A 21902-nucleotide genomic window follows, 5' to 3' on the forward strand; every position below is an offset into this window, starting at 1 on the left:
GAATTCTATAGAATGCGCATCACCAAGCGGGAATAGCTCAGTTGGTAGAGCACGACCTTGCCAAGGTCGGGGTCGCGAGTTCGAGTCTCGTTTCCCGCTCCAAGCATTATGAAGAAGCCACTCAAACGAGTGGCTTTTTTTTGCCTGCGATTTACCGAGTGGGCGGTTCGACCTCTTTTTTCTTCACTTCGAATTCCATCGAAGTCCACGGCATAGGGGCTGATTCAGATCCAGAATCCTGTCCGCCAATCGGCCAGCCTCGATTGCCGATGGTCTGCGGAACTCAGCGGTTCTGCGCGCAAGCAACCGTTGAAAGGTTTCGGCGGGGGCAGGCGAATGTGATGGGAAATATTGACCGGGAAATACCGTTCTGACTGGCGCCCATCACTTGGATGGCACGCACTGTGCTCTAGCGCTGTATTCTTCAAGGCTGACTGTGTTTTGCCTCGCGCAACTGCGCCGGCGACGCGCCGAACCAGCGTAGGCAGGCTTTATGAAAGCTGCTGAGCTCGCGAAAGCCGACGGTGAGGGCTATGTATTTGAGGCTGCGCGAAGAGTCGAGCAGTAACGTACGGGCTAATAGGCGGCGACACTCGTCCTGGAGATAAGTGAAGTTTGTGCCTTCCTTTTCCAGCGCGTTCTGAAGGCTTCTTGCACTTTTACCGAGATGAGCGGCCGCCATTTCCAAGGTACATGGCTCTCCACGGGGCATGGCGTCTGATAAGTATCGACGTATCTGCAACTCGGGTGAGCCATTGATCGCCCTCAACTGTGCATCGGCGTAATGGCAATGGATGAGTTCCAGTGCGGGGTCTGCGGTGATCAAGGGCAGATCGAAAATTTCACTGCTGAAGATGAGCATTATGTGAGGGGCGTTGAAGCTCAGATCGGAGCCGAACATCTGCTCGAGTCGTTGAGTGTCTGCAGGCTTTGGATACGGAAAGTGCGCTGCCAAGGGCAGTGGTTTTACGTGGGGCACCAACCAGTGCATCAAGCCTATAAACAGTGCTGCACCGGCATCCAGGAATGATCGAGGGGCCGGAAGATGAGGCATTCCCTCCTCGAAACCGCTCACGCGTATCACGCCCGTGTGTCGTTCTACGGTGATCCTGGAACCGTCGGTGGCAAGAGGGTGATAGCTGGCCACTCTTTCTATAGCTATTCCCAGAGTGGGGCTGGACATGATTGCGTACCCGGCAGCACCCAGGCTGCCGAGATGGCTATAACTATACGCGTCAAGTCCAATTTCCGGGTTTCCGGTGAGTTCGACAGCGAGATCAAGAATGTTATAAACAGCTGCCAACTCAATGCGATGCGCTGTTGAAACATCGAGTTCAACCAGATCATTGAGGCGGCGGAATATGAGGTCTTCCTGAATGCCGTTCTGAGCGAGTGCTTGTACGAAAGGTGCAAAAATAGCTGTTGAAATGCTGCGCATCTTTGACGTCCGCCACTCACGTGAGCCGATAATGAACACGTCAGAGTAAATACTCTATTTATGTCGGTGTGTGCGGACATGATAATGGTATCTGGGAACACTGTCCAAATTGAAACTTTGATGTGAGTATTCTGCTGGGTGATGGATGCACCTTACAGCCAAGCGGCTGTAATAATTGATGCAGGGGAGGTTGTTGCCAATATTTGGATCGGGCAGAGCGCTCAAGTTAGTGGGGTTTCATGAGCTCGGAATTGGACTTTTGTAGTCTGTCGCAAAATAAAGAGGCTGAATTCGTACGCTGGTTCTATAAGCAACTTTCGCGTAAACATTTCAGGCTTGCCTTTCAGCCTGTTATGGCTGTGGGCGCGGCCGGTATTTTGTACCATGAAGGTTTGCTGCGGCATGTCAGTGGTCGGATGAATATCAACCCTTTTCCTATACTTGAGGCGCAACGCTCCATTCGTTTGCTTGATTGTTATGTCGTGATGAGTCTCATAAAAACGCTGCGGGCCCATCCAGAAATCAGCTTGGGGTGCAATATTTCTGCGCAGAGTGCGACGCTGGACGCTCTATGGGAGCCCATTCTTGATGCCCTGCGAGGCGAGCCTGATATTGCACGGCGCTTGATTATCGAAATCACCGAAAGTTCGTCGATCTCTTCTTGCGACACATCGGTTGATTTCGTCCTGCGTATGCGTCGCTTGGGCGGTCGAATAGCAATCGACGATTTTGGCGCAGGTTTCAGTACGCTGTCGTTTGTGCGTGATGCTGAACCGGACATTATAAAAATTGACATGGGGTACTTGCACCGTGCACGGGAAAGTACGCGTGCCAGTGACACGTTTGAACACCTTGTAAAACTATGCAAGACATTGGCGCCTTGCGTGATTGTAGAGGGTGTCGAACGCTCAGCTGATCGCCAAAGACTTCTGGCGGCAAGTGCTGATTGGGCGCAGGGATTTTACTTGGGTAAACCAGCACTTTTTCCCGGAAGTATTAAGGCGCCTTGTTGGGTTGAAAATAAAATATAAGTGTTTTGTCGTGTGCGTAAGATTTTTGATTTTTGAATAGTTGGGGCTTTTGTTGAGGTGCCTGAGAAAGTTGAAAACCTCGGAAGAACAGGACGAGGTCATACGCTAGCCTGGTGCGGCAATGAACGTTTCCAGCAGTGTTGTTTGACCACTGTCTAACCGGCCGGCACGGTAGATGTACTTCTGACCCGTGCAAACCCAATTGTGCGCCTTGGATGAAAACAGTCAGTTTCGGACATATCCGAGTGCCTCGCATTGCTCTAGAGTTTTTTGCTCATTCAGACATCCGGGCGCATATGAATCTCTGGTTTCGGCTTTTATTCCTGCTTTTTCGTAGACCTTGGCGTAGACCTGTCGACGGGTTGGCAACCACCGTAACCCGCCTGCGGGTCTGGCCTCTGGATCTGGACTTCAATCGCCACGTTACCAACGGTCGATACTTCACGTTGGCCGATGTGGCCCGAATGGACTATGTGCTGCGCACCGGTGCATTTCGGGTCGCGTTGCGTGCCAAGGCGTTGCCTATCGTTGGAGACACCTGGGGTAAGTTTCGCCGTGAACTGAAGCTTTTCGAGTCTTTCGAAATCCATACGAGGATGCTTGGCTGGGACGCGAAGTGGAGCTACCTCGAGCATCGATTTATCAGTCGCAAACGCGTGGTTGCCGTTGTCGTGATGCGCGGTCTGTTTCGCGCGGCAGAAGGCACCATTTCACCTTCTGTCTTCTGCCGCGAATTGGGGTTGTCAGAGGATTCGCCAGGCATGCCGCAATGGCTTACGGATTGGTCGAAAGCCTGTGATGACATGAGCCAACAACTGCGAAACGAAGAGGCATTGTGACGTTTGTAAAACGCTTTTCGCCTTTCATGCGCCCGTGTCGGCAGTCACCGGGTGAAGGGCAGGTAACAACTCCATGACTTCACAGAACAGATTGCGCTGTTGCCAGTCGCTGCGGTCGCCAATCACATACAGGCGGCGCTTGGCTCGGGTCACGGCAACGTTGAGCAGGTTGGGTTGTGAGACGGCCCAATTGCGTGCGCCGCCGTTTTCACTGTTACCGCCCAGTACCAGGATGACCACCGCAGCTTCCTTGCCTTGCATGGTGTGAATGGTGCCGTGCACGCGCTTGCCGAGATCGCGGTCCTTGAGTTGATTACGGACATCCTGGAAAGGGGTGATGACTGCAATGCTGCCGGACGGCACGCCGTCGGCCTCGAGCACGCTGAGCAGGCGATCCAGGGCGTGGCCTTCGTTATCGACCCAGTTGCCTGAAGACGGGCCGCTGGCATGCACCCAGCCGGTGAGCAGGCGAGCGGGGGTTTCCTTGGCCGCAGACGGGGCAATGGTGCCGTAGACCATGGCGCCGTCGTAGGCAATACGGTTCGCCAGGTCGAACATCGGACGATCGCAACGACGGTGTACCACCAGTGGCAGGCCGACCCAGCATTTCTGGCCCTGAGGGCCGGCCATTCGGCCCCAGGGTGTGGCGTGGTCGGCCAGGGTCTGTGCGGACTGTCGGTTAGGCAGCCAATGCGCGTCGATGTGATAGCGGGTGCGCATATGTTCGAGCACCGCGTCGGAGACGGTGATGATAGGTTCCAATTGCAGCGGATCGCCGACCAGTACCGCCCGCCGTGCGCGCCACAGGGCGCCGACCGCGGCCTGCGGGGTTGCCTGGCCGGCCTCATCCACCAGCAGCCAGCCAATCTCACTGCAACCCAGGCTGCCGAACGAGCGCGCGAACGACGCGAAGGTACTGCTGAGGACCGGCACCACCATGAACAGCGAAGCCCAAGCCGAGCGTATCACGGCCTGGGATACACCACGGTAACGGCCGCCGGTCAGCAGGCTGGTGATGAAGCTCAGGTTATAGCCCAGGCGTGAGGCTTCAATCTGCAAGAATGTGCGGTGTAGCTTCAGCGCTTCGATGAAGACGTTTGCCCGTGCTTGACGCCATCCTTCGAGAATCCAGGGTTCGCGCAGCTCGATGTGTGTGCCCCTGCCCAGTTGGCCTTGCTCCAGCCAGGTCAGCAGATGCTCGGCTTGACCCGCCTGTGCAACGCTGCGGGCCTTGTCTATCTGCAAGGAGGCGTGGCGTATGGCTTCGCCAATAGCCTGTTCGTCGGCCGCCAACTGCTGATTGAGCTGGCCAAGTTGCAGGCGCAGTCGTTCCAGCTGGCGTTGCACGCTGTCGAAGGCATCCTTCGCCAGCATATGGGTGCCAACGAGCACGCGTTGGTGGGCGGTCCAGGTACGGTGTGCCCCCCACAGGCTGAGCAGGTTGGCGAGCAGCCCGGGTTTTTTTGCCAGGTGCGCTTCGAGCGCCAGGAGGGCACGTTGCAGGTGTTCGCGGGTGGGGGGGAGCTGCTGTGATTCCAGCGCGGCGTGTTCGCCATCGAGGCTACGCCGTTGAGCCAGTCGTGCCTGGCGCTCATGTTCCTGCTGTTTGACGCGCGCCTTGGCACTGATAACGCCTTGGATTCGCTCCAGAATGTCGTCTGCTTGAGCGCGCAATGAGCGCTCTGCGTCTTTGGCGTCCTGGTACTGTTTGACGGCCGCACGCCAGTGGCTGGCCTTGTCGGCGGGTGTGAGCAGCTTCATCTGCTGTGCCTGTTCACTCAACCACTCGCGCATGCCCTTGGGCGGTGGTACGTCCTCTGGGCTGGGGGTGTCGGGTGTGGACCCGCCGTTGCCATAGAAAAAACGGTCGACGAACTGGGAACGTTTGGATTTGCTGCCCAGCGCTGCCGAGATCAAGCCCCAGGCCGGCTTGCCGCTGATCAGCTCGCCCAGTTCGCTGAAGTACTCGGCGTCGGGCAGCCAGGAAGGGTCGACTTTGTCGCGCTGAGGCAGTTCGAGGGTGACGTTCTCGACAGCGCCATTGTTGGACGAGGCCACCACCATTTCGAAGCCGAACAAGCGCGGGTCCAGCACGTAAGCGAAGCGCTCCCGACCGCCATCATTGGCGGATTCCCGGCCATTCTTGACGAAGGCGTCCGATGCCTTGTCCAGCGAGGCCAGGACATCGGCGCGCTGGGTCACCACGGCGGCGATCAAGTCGCGCAACAAGGTGGTCTTTCCGGTGCCTGGCGGACCATTGACGCCCATCACGCCGCTGCCGCTGCTCAGGTTTTGCAGCAAGCTGTTGACCGCCAGTTGCTGGGAGTGCACCAGGCCCAGATGGCGCTCGGCCGGCCAGCAGCCGGCGGCATAACGTGACGGGGCCAAGCGGTCGATCAGCGCCAGGTCCGCGCCAGGCTGATCCAGATGCAGTCGTTGGCTGGCGTCATGCTGGTTCAGATAGCGGGCGAGTGGCTGGCTGTTTTCGCCGCGCGCCAGGGCGTCGGCGACGTCGGCCAGGTCGCTGAGCAGGAAACTGTTGAGCGGATCGTCTTCCTGCTCGGGTTTTTCCGGGTTGATTGGCGCCGAGCGAAAGCGGTGGGTACGTGGTTTATCCCCGAAAAATGCATCGAGGCCCAAGGCTTGGCGCACGCAGGTGGTCAGGCGCTCCAGGTCCGCGGCCAGGACCACGCCGCCGAGCAAACGGCTGGCCTGTTCGCGAAGGGATTGCTGGGCTTCGTCGAAACCGCGGGTCCAATCCTTGCGATGGATAGCGCAGCCGACGAACCAGGCCTCGCTCGATAGCACCAGGCTGTCGGCCAGCATCATGCCTCGGTCGTTGAACTTCAATGCGAACAGCGCCGAAGTGCGCCGTTGTGGCTCCTTGTAGCCCTGGTCAGCACCGAATAGCCGCTCCAGTTGGCGAGCCACATCCAGGTTGTCGTAAAGGTGGGCGTAGAGGGTGTGGCTCCAGGTGCGTTTGGGCGGCAGCCGTTGCCGGTTCAGCGCGTTGGCTGGCATCCACGGCAGGATCTGGGCGCTGGAGGGCACATCCTGGAAATACGGCTGGTAGTCGCTGTCGCGCTTTTTCAGCTTGGGTGCGGCCTGGGGTTGCAGCAACTCGACGGCGTGCCAATAGCGCACGGTGTTTTGCGCAGTCATTTACGTCCTTGAAAGCACTCTGGCTTGGAATCCTGATGCGTAGGATAACAGGCACGGTGCGCCGCGAGTGCTTTGCACTAAACCGGCTGCCCTTCCTCATCCGAAGCACTGCAGCAGCGGTCGCGGCCGTTCTGCTTGGCCGCGTAAAGCATCTTGTCCGCCGCCGTGATCAGGCTGGCCGGCGTGACGTGTTGCCCGGTGGGCTGAACGCTGGCGATCCCGGCGCTGGCCGTGACATGGCCGAGTGGATGGGCGCTGTGCTCGATGCCCATTGCGCGAATGGCCTCGAGGATGTCGCGGGCAACGGTCGCGGCGCCTGGGTTATCGGTGTTCGGCAGCAGCACGGCAAATTCTTCCCCGCCATACCTGACCGCCAGGTCCCCGGGTCGCTTGACCGCTTGCAAGATTGCGGTAGCCACCGCACTCAGGCAATCGTCGCCAGCCGCGTGGCCATAGGTATCGTTGTAGCGCTTGAAGTAATCGACATCGAGCATGATCAACGAGAGCGTCGAGCGCTGCCGGATGGCCTGGCGAATCTCGTCCAGCAGCGCGCTGTCCAGGCGTCGACGGTTGCCCAGCCCGGTCAGGCTGTCGGTCAAGGCCATGTCGCGCATGGACTGATGGGCCAGGCGCAGCTCGCCCTCCATCACCATGCGCCGGCGCAGTTGGTTCAACACCACCCGCCCGAACACGGTGAACGCGCCAATCAGGAAGAACAGCACAAAGCCGGTCTTGAACAGATCCCAACGCCACGGCGCGATGATGGACTCGCGGGAAAGCCCCGCTTCAACCACCAACGGATACGCGGCAAGGGCCCTGTAGCCATACAAGCGCTCAGTGTCGTCGACCACCGCCCTGGCCTCGGCGACACCCTCGTTGGACATCGGCAGGTAACGCTTGAAAATCTCGCTCGCGGTCAGGCTCTTGCCCACCACGGCGGCGATGAACGGGCGTCGCACCAGGATGGTCCCGTCACGCAAGGCCAGCACCAGCGCGCCCTTGTCATCGATTTTGAAATCGCCGTAGTAATCGACGAAATAACTGACCTTGATCGTCCCCAGCAATACCCCCGCGAATGAGCCGTCAGGGTTATTCAACCGACGCGAAACCGGGATGATCAAATCCCCCGTGGACTTGCTGTTTACCACCGCGCCGATGCGCACATTGGGATCGGTGTGGGTACGGTGATATTGGAAGTAATCACGGTCGGCATTGTTCGCAGGCTCGGGCAGGACCTCCTTGTCCGTCGCGATCCAGTCACCCTCCGGGCCGTAGATAAACAAGCCATGCAATTGCGGCATCAGCTTGGCCTGCTGCACCAGCAAGTTGTGGATGCGCGGCACATCGATATTGTGCAACCCGTCGCCTTCCACCCGTTCACTGAGCGCAGCGGTCAACACATCCACCTGGCGGATGGCATCCTCGGCATGCTGCGCAGTGGCCCGCGCGAGGTTGGTGACGGAGTCGCGTGCCGAGGCGAACGCTGCATGGTAGTCCCGCCAGGTGCGCCAGCCTTCCACGGCCAGGAACGCAAGGATCACCGCGAGCATGAAACTCACCGTGAGGTGGAATGCGGCCCCGGCGCTGATGGGCGTGGGGCTTGTGGGGCCAGCCAGCTTGGCATCTGGCTGTTTGCGTCCGAGCATGTGCGTGTCCTTGTGGTGCTGCTCTGCAATAACGCAAGACAACAGCTTCAATGGCTAAGCGGTTCAACAATGAGGTGGGGAATACGGGGGGTAACCGTTTGCGGCGTGGATGATGATACGTACGCGCATGGCTGGCAACGGTAGCTGCAATCGTGCAACGGGGTTCCGCAATGTGAGACTCGCGCCCTGAAAGGTGGCGCCGATTATCCTGGCGTTGCCCAACTCGTGATAGATCTGGATGAAACGGGCAGATGAGATGGTTATGACGCAATGGCGGTGGCATTAGGGGAGGTGTTGTGGTGCGGTTACATGTGGGAGGGAGGGAGTCCCTCGCCACAGTTCAGAGCAACGCCACAAAGTTGTACAGCTACCAGTGCGGCAATGGCGATGATCTATTGATGTAACTATTTCTCCGGCTTATGGACCGGAAGCGTCGGATGTTTTGGCTTGTTTTCGGGGTTTACGTGGCGCCTTCTGTCGTCTCCTCCGTCGTCGCGCTTAGGTTTAGGGCCTGGTTTGATGTGGTTTGACATGGTCTTCTCTATATTCAAATGGATGTATTTTTTTAGGTGGCTGGCGCTCGACGCGGCGATTTTTGTATCGGCAGGCTCTAACGCGCAGTTACAAAGTAGAACCAATTTGTACAACGTCAAGGGAGGCGGGAAAAAGTAGCGACATAAGATTTTCTGGCCGCTTTTTAAACAAAAAATCGGGTAGCCGGGTTGTCTGATGGGCGTTTTTTTAAGCACTTTTAGTATGCATTTGAGTGGGTGTCAGCAGCTGGCACGGGCTAGGCCTTGGGCTACAGAGTGGCGACCAAAGGCGTATTACTGTTACTGATGGAAAGGCTATCATCGTGCCATTAGCTCAAGCGGGGCCCCAATTGATCGGGTGTTCACCTGTACTCCATTGAGCATCACGACAAGGAAGGCTGCGCATGGACGATCTTATTCAACCCGTAACGTCCCCCGAAGAATCCCCGCCTAAAGAACTTAAAGTACTCGCGACTTTGGTTTCTAAACTAAATCTTGCGGATTACCAGAATGCAATTCCGGTTATACGTGAGCTTCGAGTATCAAACGAAACCAGTGATAGATTCGTCGATGTAACGTTAACGCTGACGTCCTCTCCCGAGGTATTCAAACCCAAAATTTGGCATATCGACGAGATCGCGGCAGATACGTTCAGAGTGATACCTGGTCTCGATCTGGTCTTGGATGGTCCCTTGCTGAACAGGTTGACTGAAGCCGAGTTGACCACGTTTATTTTCGTCCTTGAGGCTGATGACAAGGATGCTGGTGCTGCGCGTAAGGAAGTTGCTCGGCTGGAACAGGTTGTTGACCTACTGCCGCGTAACCAATGGGGTGGTCTTAGACACATTCCGGATATGACGGCGGCATTTGTTCAGCCAAACGACGCCGCTGTTGAGCGTCTATTGAAGCAAGCCGCTGAATTGCTTCGACTGAGCGAAAAATCATCCGCGCTTAATGGCTACGAGGGAGGTTCCAAGCGTGCGTGGCAACTTGCCTCAGCGGTCTGGGGTGCAGTCGCAAGGATGAAGCTTGATTACGCTTTGCCTCCAGCCAGCTTCGAGCAAACGGGGCAAAAGGTTCGCAGTCCTAGTCAAATCGCTGACTCTGGTTTAGCCACCTGCTTCGATCTGACACTCTTTTTCTGCGCAGCCCTGGAGCAAATTGGCCTCAACCCCGTCATCGTGTTTACTCGAGGGCATTCTTTTGCAGGGCTCTGGCTCAAGCCGGAAGAATTCACGACTACGGTCATTGACGATGTCAGTGCTGTGCGTAAGCGAGTAAAACTCAAGGAGTTGGTGCTGTTTGAAACCACGCTCATCACTCAGCAGCCGATACCTCCTTTTTCATATGCCGTTGAGCAAGGATTCAAGCAGATCAGTGAAGACGTTGAACACGACTTCGAAATGCTTCTGGATATACGTCGTGCTCGTATGCAACGTATCAAGCCTTTGGCTAGCTCGGAAGTTCAAGTCACACGAGCAGCGACCTCTGAGCCAAATGAAGCGCCTCCTCTGCTGATCGATGAAGGGGATGATATTCCGGACGACCTGCTTGAGGTTGAAGTCGAGGATTTGTCCAAGCTCAATCCTGCTGATCGACTCGGTCGCTGGCAGCGCAAGCTCTTGGACCTCTCACTCAAAAACAACTTGCTCAATTTCAAAATGGGGAAGCGAGCTCTCAAGCTCGAGGCTCCCAACCCAGGGGAACTTGAGGATGTCTTGTCCAGCGGTCAGATGCTCAAGTTGCTCACCAGGCCAGATCTTATGGATGGGGCCGACCCTCGTGAACGTGCGCTATATGAGCAACGTGAACGAGAGGACGTGCGTTTGCGCCATGCTGAAGATGCACTGAGACGTAAAGAAGTATTCGTGGCGTTATCTGCCAAAGAGATGGATACCCGCCTCACTGAACTTTATCGGAGCGCCAGAACTGCCTTACAGGAAGGTGGTTCCAACACGCTATTCTTGGCCATCGGTTTTCTGAGCTGGACTCGTGAGGACAGGGCGGGGCAAAAGTATCGTGCACCATTGGTATTGGTTCCCGTGACACTGGAACGCAAGAGTGCTCGCTCCGGTTTCTCTATGGTGCTGCATGACGACGAACCACGTTTCAATCCAACCCTGATTGAGATGTTGAGACAAGACTATGAACTCGGTCTTGGGTCCTTGGAGCAAGAGCTTCCCCGGGATGATTCAGGGCTGGATATAGCAAGTATTTGGAATAAGGTCGGACACGCCATCAAGGATATACCGGGGTGGGAGCTGAGCGAGGACGTTGTATTGTCGATGTTCTCCTTTGCCAAATATCTCATGTGGAAGGATCTCGCAGAGAACGCTGAACACTTACGGCAAAGCCCGGTTGTTCAGCATTTACTTGATACTCCTCGTGAATCTTTTGTATCAGCAACGCCATTTCCAGACGCTGCATCGCTTGATCGAGATTACAGTCCGACCGACGTATTCTGCCCCCTACCTTCTGATTCATCTCAACTTGCTGCGGTGATGGCGGCGGCTAAAGGGAAGGATTTCGTTCTCATCGGCCCTCCGGGGACGGGCAAGAGCCAGACGATTTCCAACATGATTGCTCAGTCGATTGCGCAGGGTCGACGCGTATTATTCGTTTCAGAAAAAATTGCAGCGTTGGATGTCGTGTATAGGCGACTGCGTGAGATTGGCCTCGGCGAGTTCTGCCTCGAGCTTCACTCCAGCAAGGCCCGGAAAGCGGATGTGCTTGCCCAGCTTCAATCGGCGTGGGAAGCAAAGGGGCAGGTTGACTCGGCTGCTTGGGAGCTGGAAGCACAGCGACTTGCGTCTCTTCGTGACAGTCTAAATATCTATGTTGAACGTTTGCACCGTCGGCATCGCAATGGATACTCCATCTATGATGCGATTGGCGTTGTCACATCCGGCGCGGATGATCCTCTCGCCTCTTTAGCCTGGGTATCACCGGACGTTCACGATCAGAAAGCGATTCTGGATCTTCGCCAACTCGGCGATCGCCTTGAAGTCAACGCGCAGGCGGTGGGGTACGAGAAGCTTTCGGGGCAGGCTTTATCTGCGGTCGGGCAAGCAGAGTGGTCTCCCCATTGGCAGGAGCAATTCATACAGGCGGCCCGTGACCTCCTCCCTGCCATTCTGGAAGCGGAGACAGCGGTTACTCGGTATTTGGAATTGGCCGGGTTACCGGTTACCGCATATACGCCTAGAGTTCTTGAGGGGCTTTCAATCCTATCTCAAGCACTCCCAACAGCCGCGGGACAGGACTGGCGGTTTGTTCTGCGTCCTGATGCGCGATCCATAAGCCAGCGTTTGAGTGAAGGCTGCGAATGGATCGAGCAGCACCGTAGCATCAACAGCGACTTATCACAGATATGGCCTGCTCGCGTTGTTAGCGAAGCCAAACGTGGATTGGAGTTACTTCAACAAAGACGAACTGCTTTGTCGGGTTTTGGTCCGGTATGGCCACGAACTGCTATCGAAGCGATTCAGCAAGCAATCGTTATGCTGGATCAAGTTGATGCGCTCACTCAGCAGTTGTCGGTGAGCTATGACGACCGTATCGAAGCACTTGATATAGAGCTACTGCACAATGAGTGGAAAGAAGCCGTTGGTTCGTTTTGGCCTAAATCCTGGATAGGGAAACGCCGTATTTCTGGGCTTCTCATATCGACGCAATCCGTGCAGGAGGAGGCTGATGTTGAGCGAGATCTATCCACGTGGGTTGAGATTCGCAATGCGCGTAAAGCTATTGATGAGCTAGAACCAGGCGAGGCTTGTTTCGGTATTTGGCTCGGCGCGAAATCCAATCGCTCACATCTTGTGGCAGCGCTCGGGTTGCAGGAGGCGATCAGGCTTCAGCAAGAAGACGCACATTGGAACGATGACGGCTTTGGTGTCGTCGAACAAGGCCACTTGGGTGAAGCGTTAAAGTCAGAGCTCGTGCGTTTGCGTACCATCACTCGGCTCGACAGTGAGCTTACTGAGTTGGCGGATTTTGGCGGGCAGACGGAACAGCTGTGGAACGGTTTACACACTGACTGTGAGCTATTGACGGCGGCTCTGAGGTTTCAATCAGAGCGACGGGATATTGAAGATCGTGGCCGTTTGTCTGATGACCATGCACTTGTGGAAGAAGGGCGGTGCGGCACGGCTTTAAAAGCTGACTTTGTGTTACTCAAGCGACGGGCTGGCATTGAGCGCGACTTGTCAGAGCTGAATGATTTTCGAGAAACCGTTCCGCTTTGGCAGGATCTGAAGACAAAAGTCGAGAACGCTCGTGCGGCCATTGAATTCCAAGGGAAGCTATCCGCTGCAATCGCCAGGCTCGCTATAAGCCCTGAGCAAATCGTTGAATACAAGGCTCCGCTTCATACCTTGTTGGGTGATGGTAATACCTTGCTAGAGCCTGACGGTGCGGTAGCGATCAGTGGCGTGATTCTGCGCGAGAAACTCGAACAACTACATTTGCGGTCTACCTCATTTACTTCTGTGGGGGCGTTCACCGAGCAGGGGATGGACGAGGTATCGGATCTGGCATTGGCTGATCTTAAGTTCAACTGTGATCAGGTTGTCTCATCGGCACCACGCTTGAAAGCATGGTGTTCATGGCGAAAGGTGCGAGACGAGGCTTATAGCGTTGGTCTTGCGAATATTGTCCAGGCGATGGAGAACGGCACGATTGCGTCGGGCAGAGTCCGCAAGGTTTTTGAGGTGAATTACGCGCGTTGGTGGCTGAACGCGACAGTGGACAATGAGGCCGTCATCCGAACATTTGTGAGTGTTGAACACGAGCAACGCATACGTGACTTCCGAGCCTTGGATGACAAGTTTACTGCCTTGACCCGTGACTGGCTGCGAGCTCGATTGTGTTCGGACCTTCCTAGCCAGGAAAGTGTAAGTCGCTCGTCGGAGTGGGGTTTGCTCCGACATGAGATGAGTAAAAAGACCAAGCACATTCCTCTGCGAGATTTGATGGGGCGTGCTCCTGAGGCGTTGACCAAACTTACGCCTTGCCTGTTGATGAGCCCACTTTCCATTGCTCAGTACCTGCCTGCTGCTTCTGCTCCTTTTGACTTGGTGATCTTCGATGAGGCTTCTCAAATCCCTGTCTGGGATGCGATTGGTGCAATGGCTCGCGGCCGACAAGTTGTGATGGTCGGTGATCCTAAGCAGCTTCCACCGACGTCGTTTTTTGATAGGGCCGGTTCGACCGACGAAGACGAAGATGTCGAGGCTGACCTGGAAAGTATTCTTGATGAGTGCATCAGCGCCAATTTGCCCATGCGCAACCTCAATTGGCACTACCGTAGTCGCCACGAGAGCTTGATTGCGTTTTCGAACCAGCGCTATTACCAGTCCAAGCTTGTCACGTTTCCGTCTCCATTCACTGCCGACAAGGCCGTGAAACTTATCCCTGTAGCGGGCGCTTACGATAAGGGGGCTTCAAGGACGAATGTGATCGAGGCTCGGGCGCTTGTTGCTGATCTGGTTGCTCGTCTTAAATCTCCAACGTTCCGTGAAAGCAAGCGGACTGTTGGTGTCGTGACGTTTAACGGTGAGCAGCAGAAGCTCATCATGGATTTGCTTGATGATGCGTGCCGTAAGGATCCTTCACTCGATTCTTATTTTTCAGAATCAGAACTTGAACCTGTATTCGTCAAGAACCTTGAGAGCGTACAAGGTGATGAGCGAGATATTATTTATTTCTCAATCACCTTCGGGAAGGACGCCAGCGGGGCGATTTCGATGAATTTTGGCCCGATGAACCGACCTGGTGGCGAGCGGCGTTTAAACGTGGCTGTAACCCGGGCGCGTCAAGAGTTGGTGGTCTTTTCGACGTTGCGTCCAGAGCACATAGATCTCGCACGCATTAAAGGTGAGGGCGTGCGGGACCTGAAGCACTTCCTGGAGTTTGCCGAGCGCGGTCCTCGTGCGCTTGTAGAGGCGGATTTTGGCAGCGTTGGTGGATTCGACAGTCCATTTGAGGAAGCTGTCGCCGCGGCCCTCGCGAAGAAAGGATGGCGAGTTCATACCCAAATTGGTGTGTCTTCCTTCCGGATTGATCTCGGGATTGTCCATCCGGATACCCCAGGTCGTTTTCTCGCAGGCATTGAGTGCGATGGCGCGACCTATCACCGTAGTGCTACTGCTCGAGATCGCGACAAACTTCGCGAGAGTGTACTTCGTGGCCTTGGCTGGGAGATTGTGCGGATCTGGTCGACTGACTGGTGGGTGGATGCAGTTGGCACCGCAGAGAAAGTTCATCAACGGCTGAATGAGCTCCTTGCGGACTCTCGCGCCAAGCAAGCGGTAATTGATGCCGAGGAAGAGGCTGAGCGAATCAAGGCAGATGCTGTTGTGGCCGAGGCTCTAGAAATTATAGATCAGGCTGGTACAGTCGTTGTCGCGGAGGGCGTTGCAGTCGTTGCTAACGATCCAAATGGTGCTTTGCCAGAGCTGAAATACGCTAAGGCAGCAGTAGTCCGGACTTCTGCAGCAGCAGTCTCTCCTTTGGTCACTACTGATCACTTACTGTACCGAGCAGCTGAGCCCGCCCGGGCAGTTGACGGTGTTGATGCTGATCAGTTCTTTGATACGAGCTATGCCCCAATCCTGATGCAAATGATCACCCATGTGATCAATGAAGAAGGACCTGTTCTGGATGTGGTCATTGCGCGGCGAATAGCACGTGCTCATGGATGGGTTCGGACAGGCTCGCGTATTCGCGACCGTGTCGACCAGCTCGTACGCGCACAGTTTAGATCACATGAAGAGGAGCAGGTCGGTACGTTCTACTGGCCGGCTCACGCTGACGAGCATTCAACGACTGTGTTTCGACGGCCAGCGGATGATGAGTCTATGAGGGGGCTTGCAGAGATCTGTCTTCCAGAGCTTTCGGCGCTAGTTGATGAGATGGTTGGTTGCGGCCATACCGCGGAGGCCTTGATTTACGCCGTCGCCAAGGAGGCGGGCGTCAGCAAGCTGGCACAAGCTGGGCGACTGAGGATCGAAAAGGCTATTCGATTCTCTGCAGAAGAACTCTAGATGGGAGTTTCACGACGCTAGCCTCGAGCAGTTCGTATGATTCACCGAGTTTTCCAGGGGGCTTGCTCTCACAGTTGCCCGACTGGGGGCCTTGTTACGCCGGCGCCTGCGTCTACTGCTCGGCCAACCGTCACACGCCGATGGCGTTGCGCTTGTTTGTGGCGGCGGTCCGGGAGTGGGCGAGTGTGCAGCAGGGTAAACACAGTTGAGCTGGTTTATTCCAAATTAGGTCAAGTCGGCAACCAGACACTCACACACAACCCCCGCTGTTGCACCTCATCGCTAAACGACAACGCCACCCGCGCGCCGGTACGGTCGGCGATGGCCTTGACGATCGACAAGCCGAGCCCGGAACCTGCTTCGTCGGTGCCCAGGCTGCGATAGAACGGGTCGAACACCCGCGTGCGTTCCTCTACGGCAATACCCGGCCCGGTGTCTTTGACTTGCAGCAGCACAGCGTCCGGCAACTGTTCTACCGACAGATCAATGCGCCCGCCCGGTGGGGTGTAGCGGATGGCGTTGTCCACCAGGTTTTTGACCAGGGTCAGCAGGTCCATCCCATTGAACTGCACCTGTACGTCCGTGGGGCTTTCAACGCCGATGTCGATCTGCTTGCGCTCGGCCAGGGGCAGCAGGTCTTCGAGGACCTGGCGATACAGTTCATGCACCGACAACGTGGTTTGCACCCGCGCCGAGGTGGATTGGGCCGCCGCCAGGCTCAGTAACTGGTCGATCAGTTTGCGACCGCGCTCGATGCCACGGGACAGCGGCACAAAACGCTCGCGGCTGGTTGGCGAGAGGTCGGTGGCCGCCAGGCGGTCGGCTTGCAGCGACAAGGCGGTCATCGGCGAGCGCAGTTCGTGGGCGGCGTCGGCGACAAAGCGTCGCTGGCTGTCCATGGACTGCGCGACCCGCGCCAGCAGGCGATTGATCGCGACCACAAACGGCCGCACTTCGGTGGGCAGGTGCTGCTCCTCGATGGGATGCAGTTCCTGTTCGGCGCGCTGGTCGATCTCGGCGGCGAGCACGCCAATCGGACGGAACAGCTTGCGCACCAGGTCGCCGACCACCAGCAGCAGCACCGGAAACAGGATCAGGAACGGCAGCAGGCTGCGCCAGGCGCTCTCGCGGGCGTCCTTGTCGCGGGCGTCGGATTCCTGAGCCACCGCAATCCGCTCGCCGCGTGCGGTGGTGTGCACCAGTACGCGAAAGGCTTCACCCGCGACATCCACGGTAGCCAGCCCATCAGCGAGGGTCGTGGGAAAGGGCAGGGGCAACGCCTCATCGGTGGTGCCCGTCGCATGCTGGCCGTCGCCCAGGTGTTGGATGATCACCCGCGACTCTTCGTCATCGCCCTCGATGCGCGTGGCTTGGGGGTATTGCAGGGTCATCTGCTGGCGGTCGAACAGCATGGCCACCTGGCGCAAGGTGTCGTCCTGCTGTTCGTGGGCTTCGTCAAACGCCGAGACAAACGCAAACACGCTGGCCAGCACCGCCACCAGCAAAATCGCCAGCGACAGCGTCACCGACAGGCGCAGTTGCACCGACTCACTCAAACGCTTTTTGAAACCATCCATCCCATGCCCCTGACGTTCTTGATCACATGACTGCCCAACTTGCGCCGCAAGGCGTGGATCAGGAACTCGATGGCGTTGCTCTCGACTTCGTTGCCCCAGCCATATAGGCGGTCTTCCAGTTCACTGCGGGACAGGATCGCCCCCGGGCGGATCAGCAGCGCTTGCAGCAACGCAAACTCACGGCTCGATAACGCCACGCCGGTGAGCTCGTCGGTGCTGGCTTGCTTGGACACCAGGTCCAGCGAGACCACACCATTGCCCAGCAACGACAACGCGCTGCCGCCCTTACGGCGCAGCACCGCGCGCATGCGCGCGAGCAGTTCGGGGATGTCGAATGGTTTGAGCAAATAGTCATCGGCGCCGCCATCCAGGCCGCGCAGGCGGTCGTCGAGGCTGTCACGGGCGGTGATGATCAGCAGGGGCACGGAGTTGTTGCGCGCGCGGATGCAGCCCAGCACCTCAAGGCCGTCCTTGCCCGGCAGGCCGAGGTCGAGCAGCACCATGTCGTAGGGATGGGTGTCGAGTGCGGCCAGGGCGGTCATGCCGTTCTTGACCCAGTCGGCGGCATAGCTTGCATCGCTGAGCGCACGCTGGATCGCATCGCCAATCATCGGGTCGTCTTCGACCAGCAGTATCCGCATGTCGCGCACATCCTCAGTAAAACCACACGCGGCGAAGTGATCGCCGCGTGTGTATTGAAGCACCCGTGCGGGCATTTGTCCGGTATCAGCCTTTCATCACGTCGAAGGCCTTGAGCAGGTCATCCATCGAGGCCTTGCAGTCCGCCTGGTTCGGGTTGCCGTCGCGCAACGCCGAGAGGGCGCGGTCGATGGCTTTGTCGAGCACATGCCAGTCGTTGGCGGCGCGCGGCTTGATGCCGGCTTCGGCGGAGTCCCAGGTGGTTTCCAGGTCCTTGATGCGAGCTTTGGCGCCCGCCAGGTCGTTCTTGGCGACGAGGGCCGAGACGTCCACCGCAATGTTGCGGAACTCCGATAGATCGCCCAGTTTCGAGGCCTGGCGTTGGCTGGTCGCCGAACCTGCGGCTTCGTTGGGTTTATCGGCCGGTTTGGAGCAGCCGGTAGCGATGCCCAGCATCAGAATGGCGGAGGCGATAGCGACGCGGCGAATCAGGTCTTGAACAGGGCGCATGAGGCTTTCCTTGGTGTGAGTATTCATGGGGTAATGGCTTTGCGGTTGCCGACGCTGAGTTGCGCAACGGCCACCAACAGCACGATGACGCAGAGGAACAGCGCGCTGGTCCAACTGGCGCCCATGCCCAGGCCGCCGTAGGTCTTGGCTTGGGTCAGCAGGTCGCCGAGGGAGGCGCCGAACGGGCGGGTGAGGATGTAGGCGACCCAGAACGTCAGCACTGAGTTGACGCCCAGCCGCCAGGCCACCAGTGCCGCCGCGATCAAGCCGGCGAAAATGAAGGCGCCAAGGGTGAAGCCCAGGCCCAGCGCTTCGGTGGCCAGGTCACCGGCGGCGGTGCCGAGTGCGAAGGTGCAGAGCACAGTGGTCCAGTAGAACCACTCGCGGCGCGGGGTCACGATGTCGCGGATCGACAGGCTGTGTTCGGTGCGATACCAGACCATAAAGTTGAGGCCGAGCAACACCGAGAAAATCGCCGTACTGGCGTACAGGCTGACGTCGAGCTTGTCGGTGAGGATGTCGGTGATCTGCGTGCCGACGATGCTCACCAGCACCACGGTCAACCAGTAGATCCACGGCGTGTAGGCCTTGGTGCGCATCTGCCAGAACAGCGCCACGGCCAGCAGCGCGGCCATACCGATGCTGGTCCAGCCGGCGCCGAAACCGGCATCGACGGCGAGGTAATCCGCGCCGGTTTCGCCCACGGTGGTGGACAAGATCTTGATCACCCAGAAGGACAGCGTCACCTCGGGTACTTTGTTCAGCCAACGGGCTGCTGTGGCATTCATCGGGCTTACCTCTCCTTGACTGCGCGGTGGTTGGCGCAGGGGAGAAGGTACGGCACGAAACTTAGCTGGGACTGAGGGCCGCGGTTTTTTTCAGGACATGGGCCAAGCCCACGGTGGTGAGGTGCACCACGCTGCCGTTGGGCGGTGCCTGCAGGCCGGAGCTGCGCACCAGGATTGACTGGCCGGGCGCGAACTCATTGGCGGGCAGCGTCACGGTCAGCGTGCAGGTATTGCCGCCGAATTCGCGTTCAGTCACCACGCCGCGGCAGCCGCTATCGTGACTGGCGCTCAGTTGCAGTTGTTCCGGGCGCAGCATGATCCGCGAGGTTTCGTGGTCGAGCTTGCTGTCGACTGGCACGCGGCCCAGGCCGCAGTGGGCCCAGCCGGCTTCGATCCTTGCGGGCATGACGACGGCTTCGCCGAGAAACAACGCGGTCTGCTCGTCGACGGGGTATTGGTACAGGTCCATCGGATGGCCCGATTGCACCAGGCGGCCCTGGCGCATCACTGCCAGTTGATCGGCGAACGATAGCGCCTCGCTTTGATCGTGGGTCACCAGGATCGTGGTGATACCCGCGTCGCTCAGCAGCCGCGCGACCATCTTGCGCATCGCCGAGCGCAGCCCGGTGTCCAGGGCCGAGAACGGTTCATCCAGCAACATCAGCCGGGGTTGTTGCGCCAGGGCGCGGGCCAGCGCCACGCGCTGTTGTTGGCCGCCGGACAGTTCGTGGGGCCAGCGCCGCGCCATGTTGGCGTCGAGGGCCACGCTGTCCATCAATTCGGCGATGCGTGTGTGGCGCGCTTGGCCCTGGGTGGCCAGGCCGAAGCCGATGTTGTCGGCTACCGTCATGTGCGGGAACAGCGCGCCGTCCTGCGGTACATAGCCGATCTGGCGCTGATGGGCCGGCACGGCGTGGGTGCCGTCGACCAGCGGTTGGCCGTCGAGGGTGAGGCTGCCGGAGTCGGGAAATTCAAAGCCGGCGATCATGCGCAACAAGGTGGTCTTGCCCGAGCCGGACGGCCCGACAATCACGGTGCGGCTGCCGGTGGGCACCGACAGGCTGACATCCGCCAGGGCACGCTGGGTGCCAAAGGATTTGCAGAGTGCGTTCAGTTCGAGAGCGTTCATCGGCCTGCCGTGCGTTTGGATTGGTGGTAGAGAAGGCCGGTCAACGGCAGTGACAACAGGATCATGATCAGCGCGTAAGGGGCTGCCGCTGCGTAGTCGATTTCACTGGTCATCGCCCAGAAACCGGTGGCCAGGGTGCGGGTGCCGTTGGGCGCCAGCAGCAGGGTGGCGGTCAGCTCGTTGGTGATCGCCAGGAACACCAGCGCCGCACCCGCCGCAGCGGACGGTGCGGCCAGGCGCATGGTGATCAGCCACAACGCGCGGCCCGGCGAACGGCCGAGGCTGCGCGCCATGTTTTCCAGCTCCACCGGCGCCTGGGCGATACCGGCACGCAGGCTCACCAGGGCCCGTGGCAGGAACATCAACAAGTAGGCGAGCAGCACCGTAATGGTGGTCTGGTAGATCGGCCGGGCGAAGTGGATGGTCACCGTGACCAGCGCCAGCGCAACGACGATGCCGGGCAGCGAACTGGTGATGTAGTTGCAGCCTTCCAGGAGGCGTTGCAAGCGCCCCGGTGCGCGAATCGACAGCCAGGCGATCGGCACCGCCGCGCAGGTGGTCAACAGTGCGCCAGCAACGCCCAGTTGCACGGTTTGCAGGAGCGCCGGCAGCAGCTCGTCGAACTGCCAGACCTGCGCGCCACCGGCGACCAGCCACTGGCCCAGGGTGATCAGCGGCACGCCAAGGGCCAACGCGCAGGTCATGCCTTGCAGGGTCAGGGCGAGCAGGGTGGTGCTCGTGCTCAGTTGCACGGTGCGTTGTTCGCGGGCGCTGCCGGAGCCGACCCGCGCATACCGTGCATGGCCGCGCGCGGCGGATTCGGCGGTGAGCATCGCCAGGCAACACAGGGCCAGCACCGCCGCGAGCATATTGGCGGCCGGGCCATTAAAGGTGGATTTGAATTGATCGAAAATCGCCGTGGTGAAGGTATCAAAGCGAATCATCGCGTACAGGCCGTATTCGGCCAGCAGGTGCAGGCCCACCAGCAGCGCACCGCCGCAGATCGCCAGGCGCAGCTGTGGCAAGACCACGCGCCAGAACACCGCCCAGGGCTTGAGGCCCAGGGATTCGGCCACGTCTTCGATGGCCGGGTCCAACCGGCGCAGGGTCGCCGCCACCGGCAGGTACAGAAATGGAAAATAGGCAATCACCGACACCAGCACACCGGCAGGCAAGCCGTGGATCGACGGCACCAGGCTGACCCACGCGTAACTGTGCACAAACGCCGGCACCGCCAGCGGCGCAACCGCCAGCAGCGACCAGACGCGGCGGCCGGGCAGGTTGGTGCGTTCGGTCAACCAGGCCAGGGCCACGCCGAGCGCAATGCACAGGGGCAGGGTGAACATCACCAGCAGCACGGTGTTGACCAGCAACTCGCCGACCCGTGGCCGCCACACCAACGCCTCGATCTGCGCCCAGCCGATCTGCCAGGACACCCCGATCACAAACGCAATCGGCAACAGCGCCAGCAGCGAAACCAGCACCGACAGGCCGGTGACCCACGTACCCCCACGGCCTCTGAACAGGCCGCGGGTGCGTTTGTGTGGCATCGCGTGGGCAATGCCGG

12 protein-coding genes and 1 tRNA gene are annotated in these 21902 nt (G+C 58.4%); 4 read left to right on the plus strand and 9 right to left on the minus strand.

The features are described 5' to 3' along the window. The first annotated feature begins 26 nt into the window (after window positions 1-26). A tRNA-Gly gene (locus tag IB241_RS22445) sits at window positions 27-102 on the plus strand. Between the two features lie 322 nt (window positions 103-424). Here the strand turns inward: IB241_RS22445 and IB241_RS22450 are convergent. Beyond that, a complete protein-coding gene (locus IB241_RS22450) occupies window positions 425-1438 on the minus strand; it encodes an AraC family transcriptional regulator (RefSeq protein WP_192300388.1) in 1014 nt (337 codons plus the stop codon). A gap of 239 nt (window positions 1439-1677) precedes the next feature. On the opposite strand from IB241_RS22450, the gene IB241_RS22455 reads away from it, so the two are divergent. Together IB241_RS22455 and IB241_RS22460 are read left to right on the plus strand one after the other, a co-directional pair. After that, window positions 1678-2469, plus strand: coding sequence for an EAL domain-containing protein (locus IB241_RS22455; RefSeq protein WP_192300389.1), 792 nt, complete (start codon window positions 1678-1680; stop codon window positions 2467-2469). A 296-nt stretch (window positions 2470-2765) separates the two neighbouring features. After that, window positions 2766-3308 carry a thioesterase family protein gene (locus tag IB241_RS22460; RefSeq protein ID WP_192300427.1) on the plus strand — a complete coding sequence of 181 codons (543 nt, stop codon included), beginning with the start codon at window positions 2766-2768 and terminating at the stop codon, window positions 3306-3308. Between the two features lie 24 nt (window positions 3309-3332). On the opposite strand, the gene IB241_RS22465 is transcribed toward IB241_RS22460, so the two are convergent. Then, the gene (locus IB241_RS22465) at window positions 3333-6470 is read right to left on the minus strand and encodes a DEAD/DEAH box helicase (RefSeq protein WP_192300390.1); all 3138 of its coding nucleotides are present in this window, start codon (window positions 6468-6470) and stop codon (window positions 3333-3335) included. A gap of 77 nt (window positions 6471-6547) precedes the next feature. Beyond that, window positions 6548-8116 (minus strand): sensor domain-containing diguanylate cyclase, encoded by a 1569-nt coding sequence (locus IB241_RS22470; RefSeq protein WP_192300391.1) that lies wholly within the window; start codon window positions 8114-8116, stop codon window positions 6548-6550. A gap of 937 nt (window positions 8117-9053) precedes the next feature. Here IB241_RS22470 and IB241_RS22475 point away from each other — a divergent pair. Then, window positions 9054-15692 carry a DUF3320 domain-containing protein gene (locus tag IB241_RS22475; protein WP_192300392.1) on the plus strand — a complete coding sequence of 2213 codons (6639 nt, stop codon included), beginning with the start codon at window positions 9054-9056 and terminating at the stop codon, window positions 15690-15692. Between the two features lie 230 nt (window positions 15693-15922). Here the strand turns inward: IB241_RS22475 and IB241_RS22480 are convergent, their stop codons facing one another. The 6 genes from IB241_RS22480 to IB241_RS22505 all read right to left on the minus strand — a co-directional run bounded on the left by IB241_RS22480 (window position 15923) and on the right by IB241_RS22505 (window position 21885). Beyond that, window positions 15923-17269: an ATP-binding protein gene (locus IB241_RS22480; RefSeq protein ID WP_192300393.1), complete on the minus strand. Its 1347-nt coding sequence runs from the start codon at window positions 17267-17269 to the stop codon at window positions 15923-15925. Then, window positions 17245-17910 (minus strand): response regulator transcription factor, encoded by a 666-nt coding sequence (locus tag IB241_RS22485; protein ID WP_192300394.1) that lies wholly within the window; start codon window positions 17908-17910, stop codon window positions 17245-17247. Before IB241_RS22485 ends, IB241_RS22480 begins: the two co-directional genes overlap by 25 nt. Window positions 17911-17995: 85 nt before the next feature. Beyond that, entirely contained in the window at window positions 17996-18418 is a 423-nt protein-coding gene (locus IB241_RS22490) for a hypothetical protein (protein WP_192300395.1), read from the minus strand. 23 nt (window positions 18419-18441) lie between these two features. After that, a complete protein-coding gene (locus IB241_RS22495) occupies window positions 18442-19206 on the minus strand; it encodes a hypothetical protein (protein WP_192300396.1) in 765 nt (254 codons plus the stop codon). Window positions 19207-19267: 61 nt separating this feature from the next. Next, window positions 19268-20335 (minus strand): ABC transporter ATP-binding protein, encoded by a 1068-nt coding sequence (locus tag IB241_RS22500; RefSeq protein WP_192300397.1) that lies wholly within the window; start codon window positions 20333-20335, stop codon window positions 19268-19270. Further along, window positions 20332-21885, minus strand: a complete 1554-nt coding sequence (locus IB241_RS22505; RefSeq protein WP_192300428.1) for an ABC transporter permease — start codon at window positions 21883-21885, stop codon at window positions 20332-20334. Before IB241_RS22505 ends, IB241_RS22500 begins: the two co-directional genes overlap by 4 nt. Window positions 21886-21902: the final 17 nt, after the last annotated feature.

This window comes from Pseudomonas sp. PDM05, from assembly GCF_014851685.1.
Classification (GTDB): domain Bacteria; phylum Pseudomonadota; class Gammaproteobacteria; order Pseudomonadales; family Pseudomonadaceae; genus Aquipseudomonas.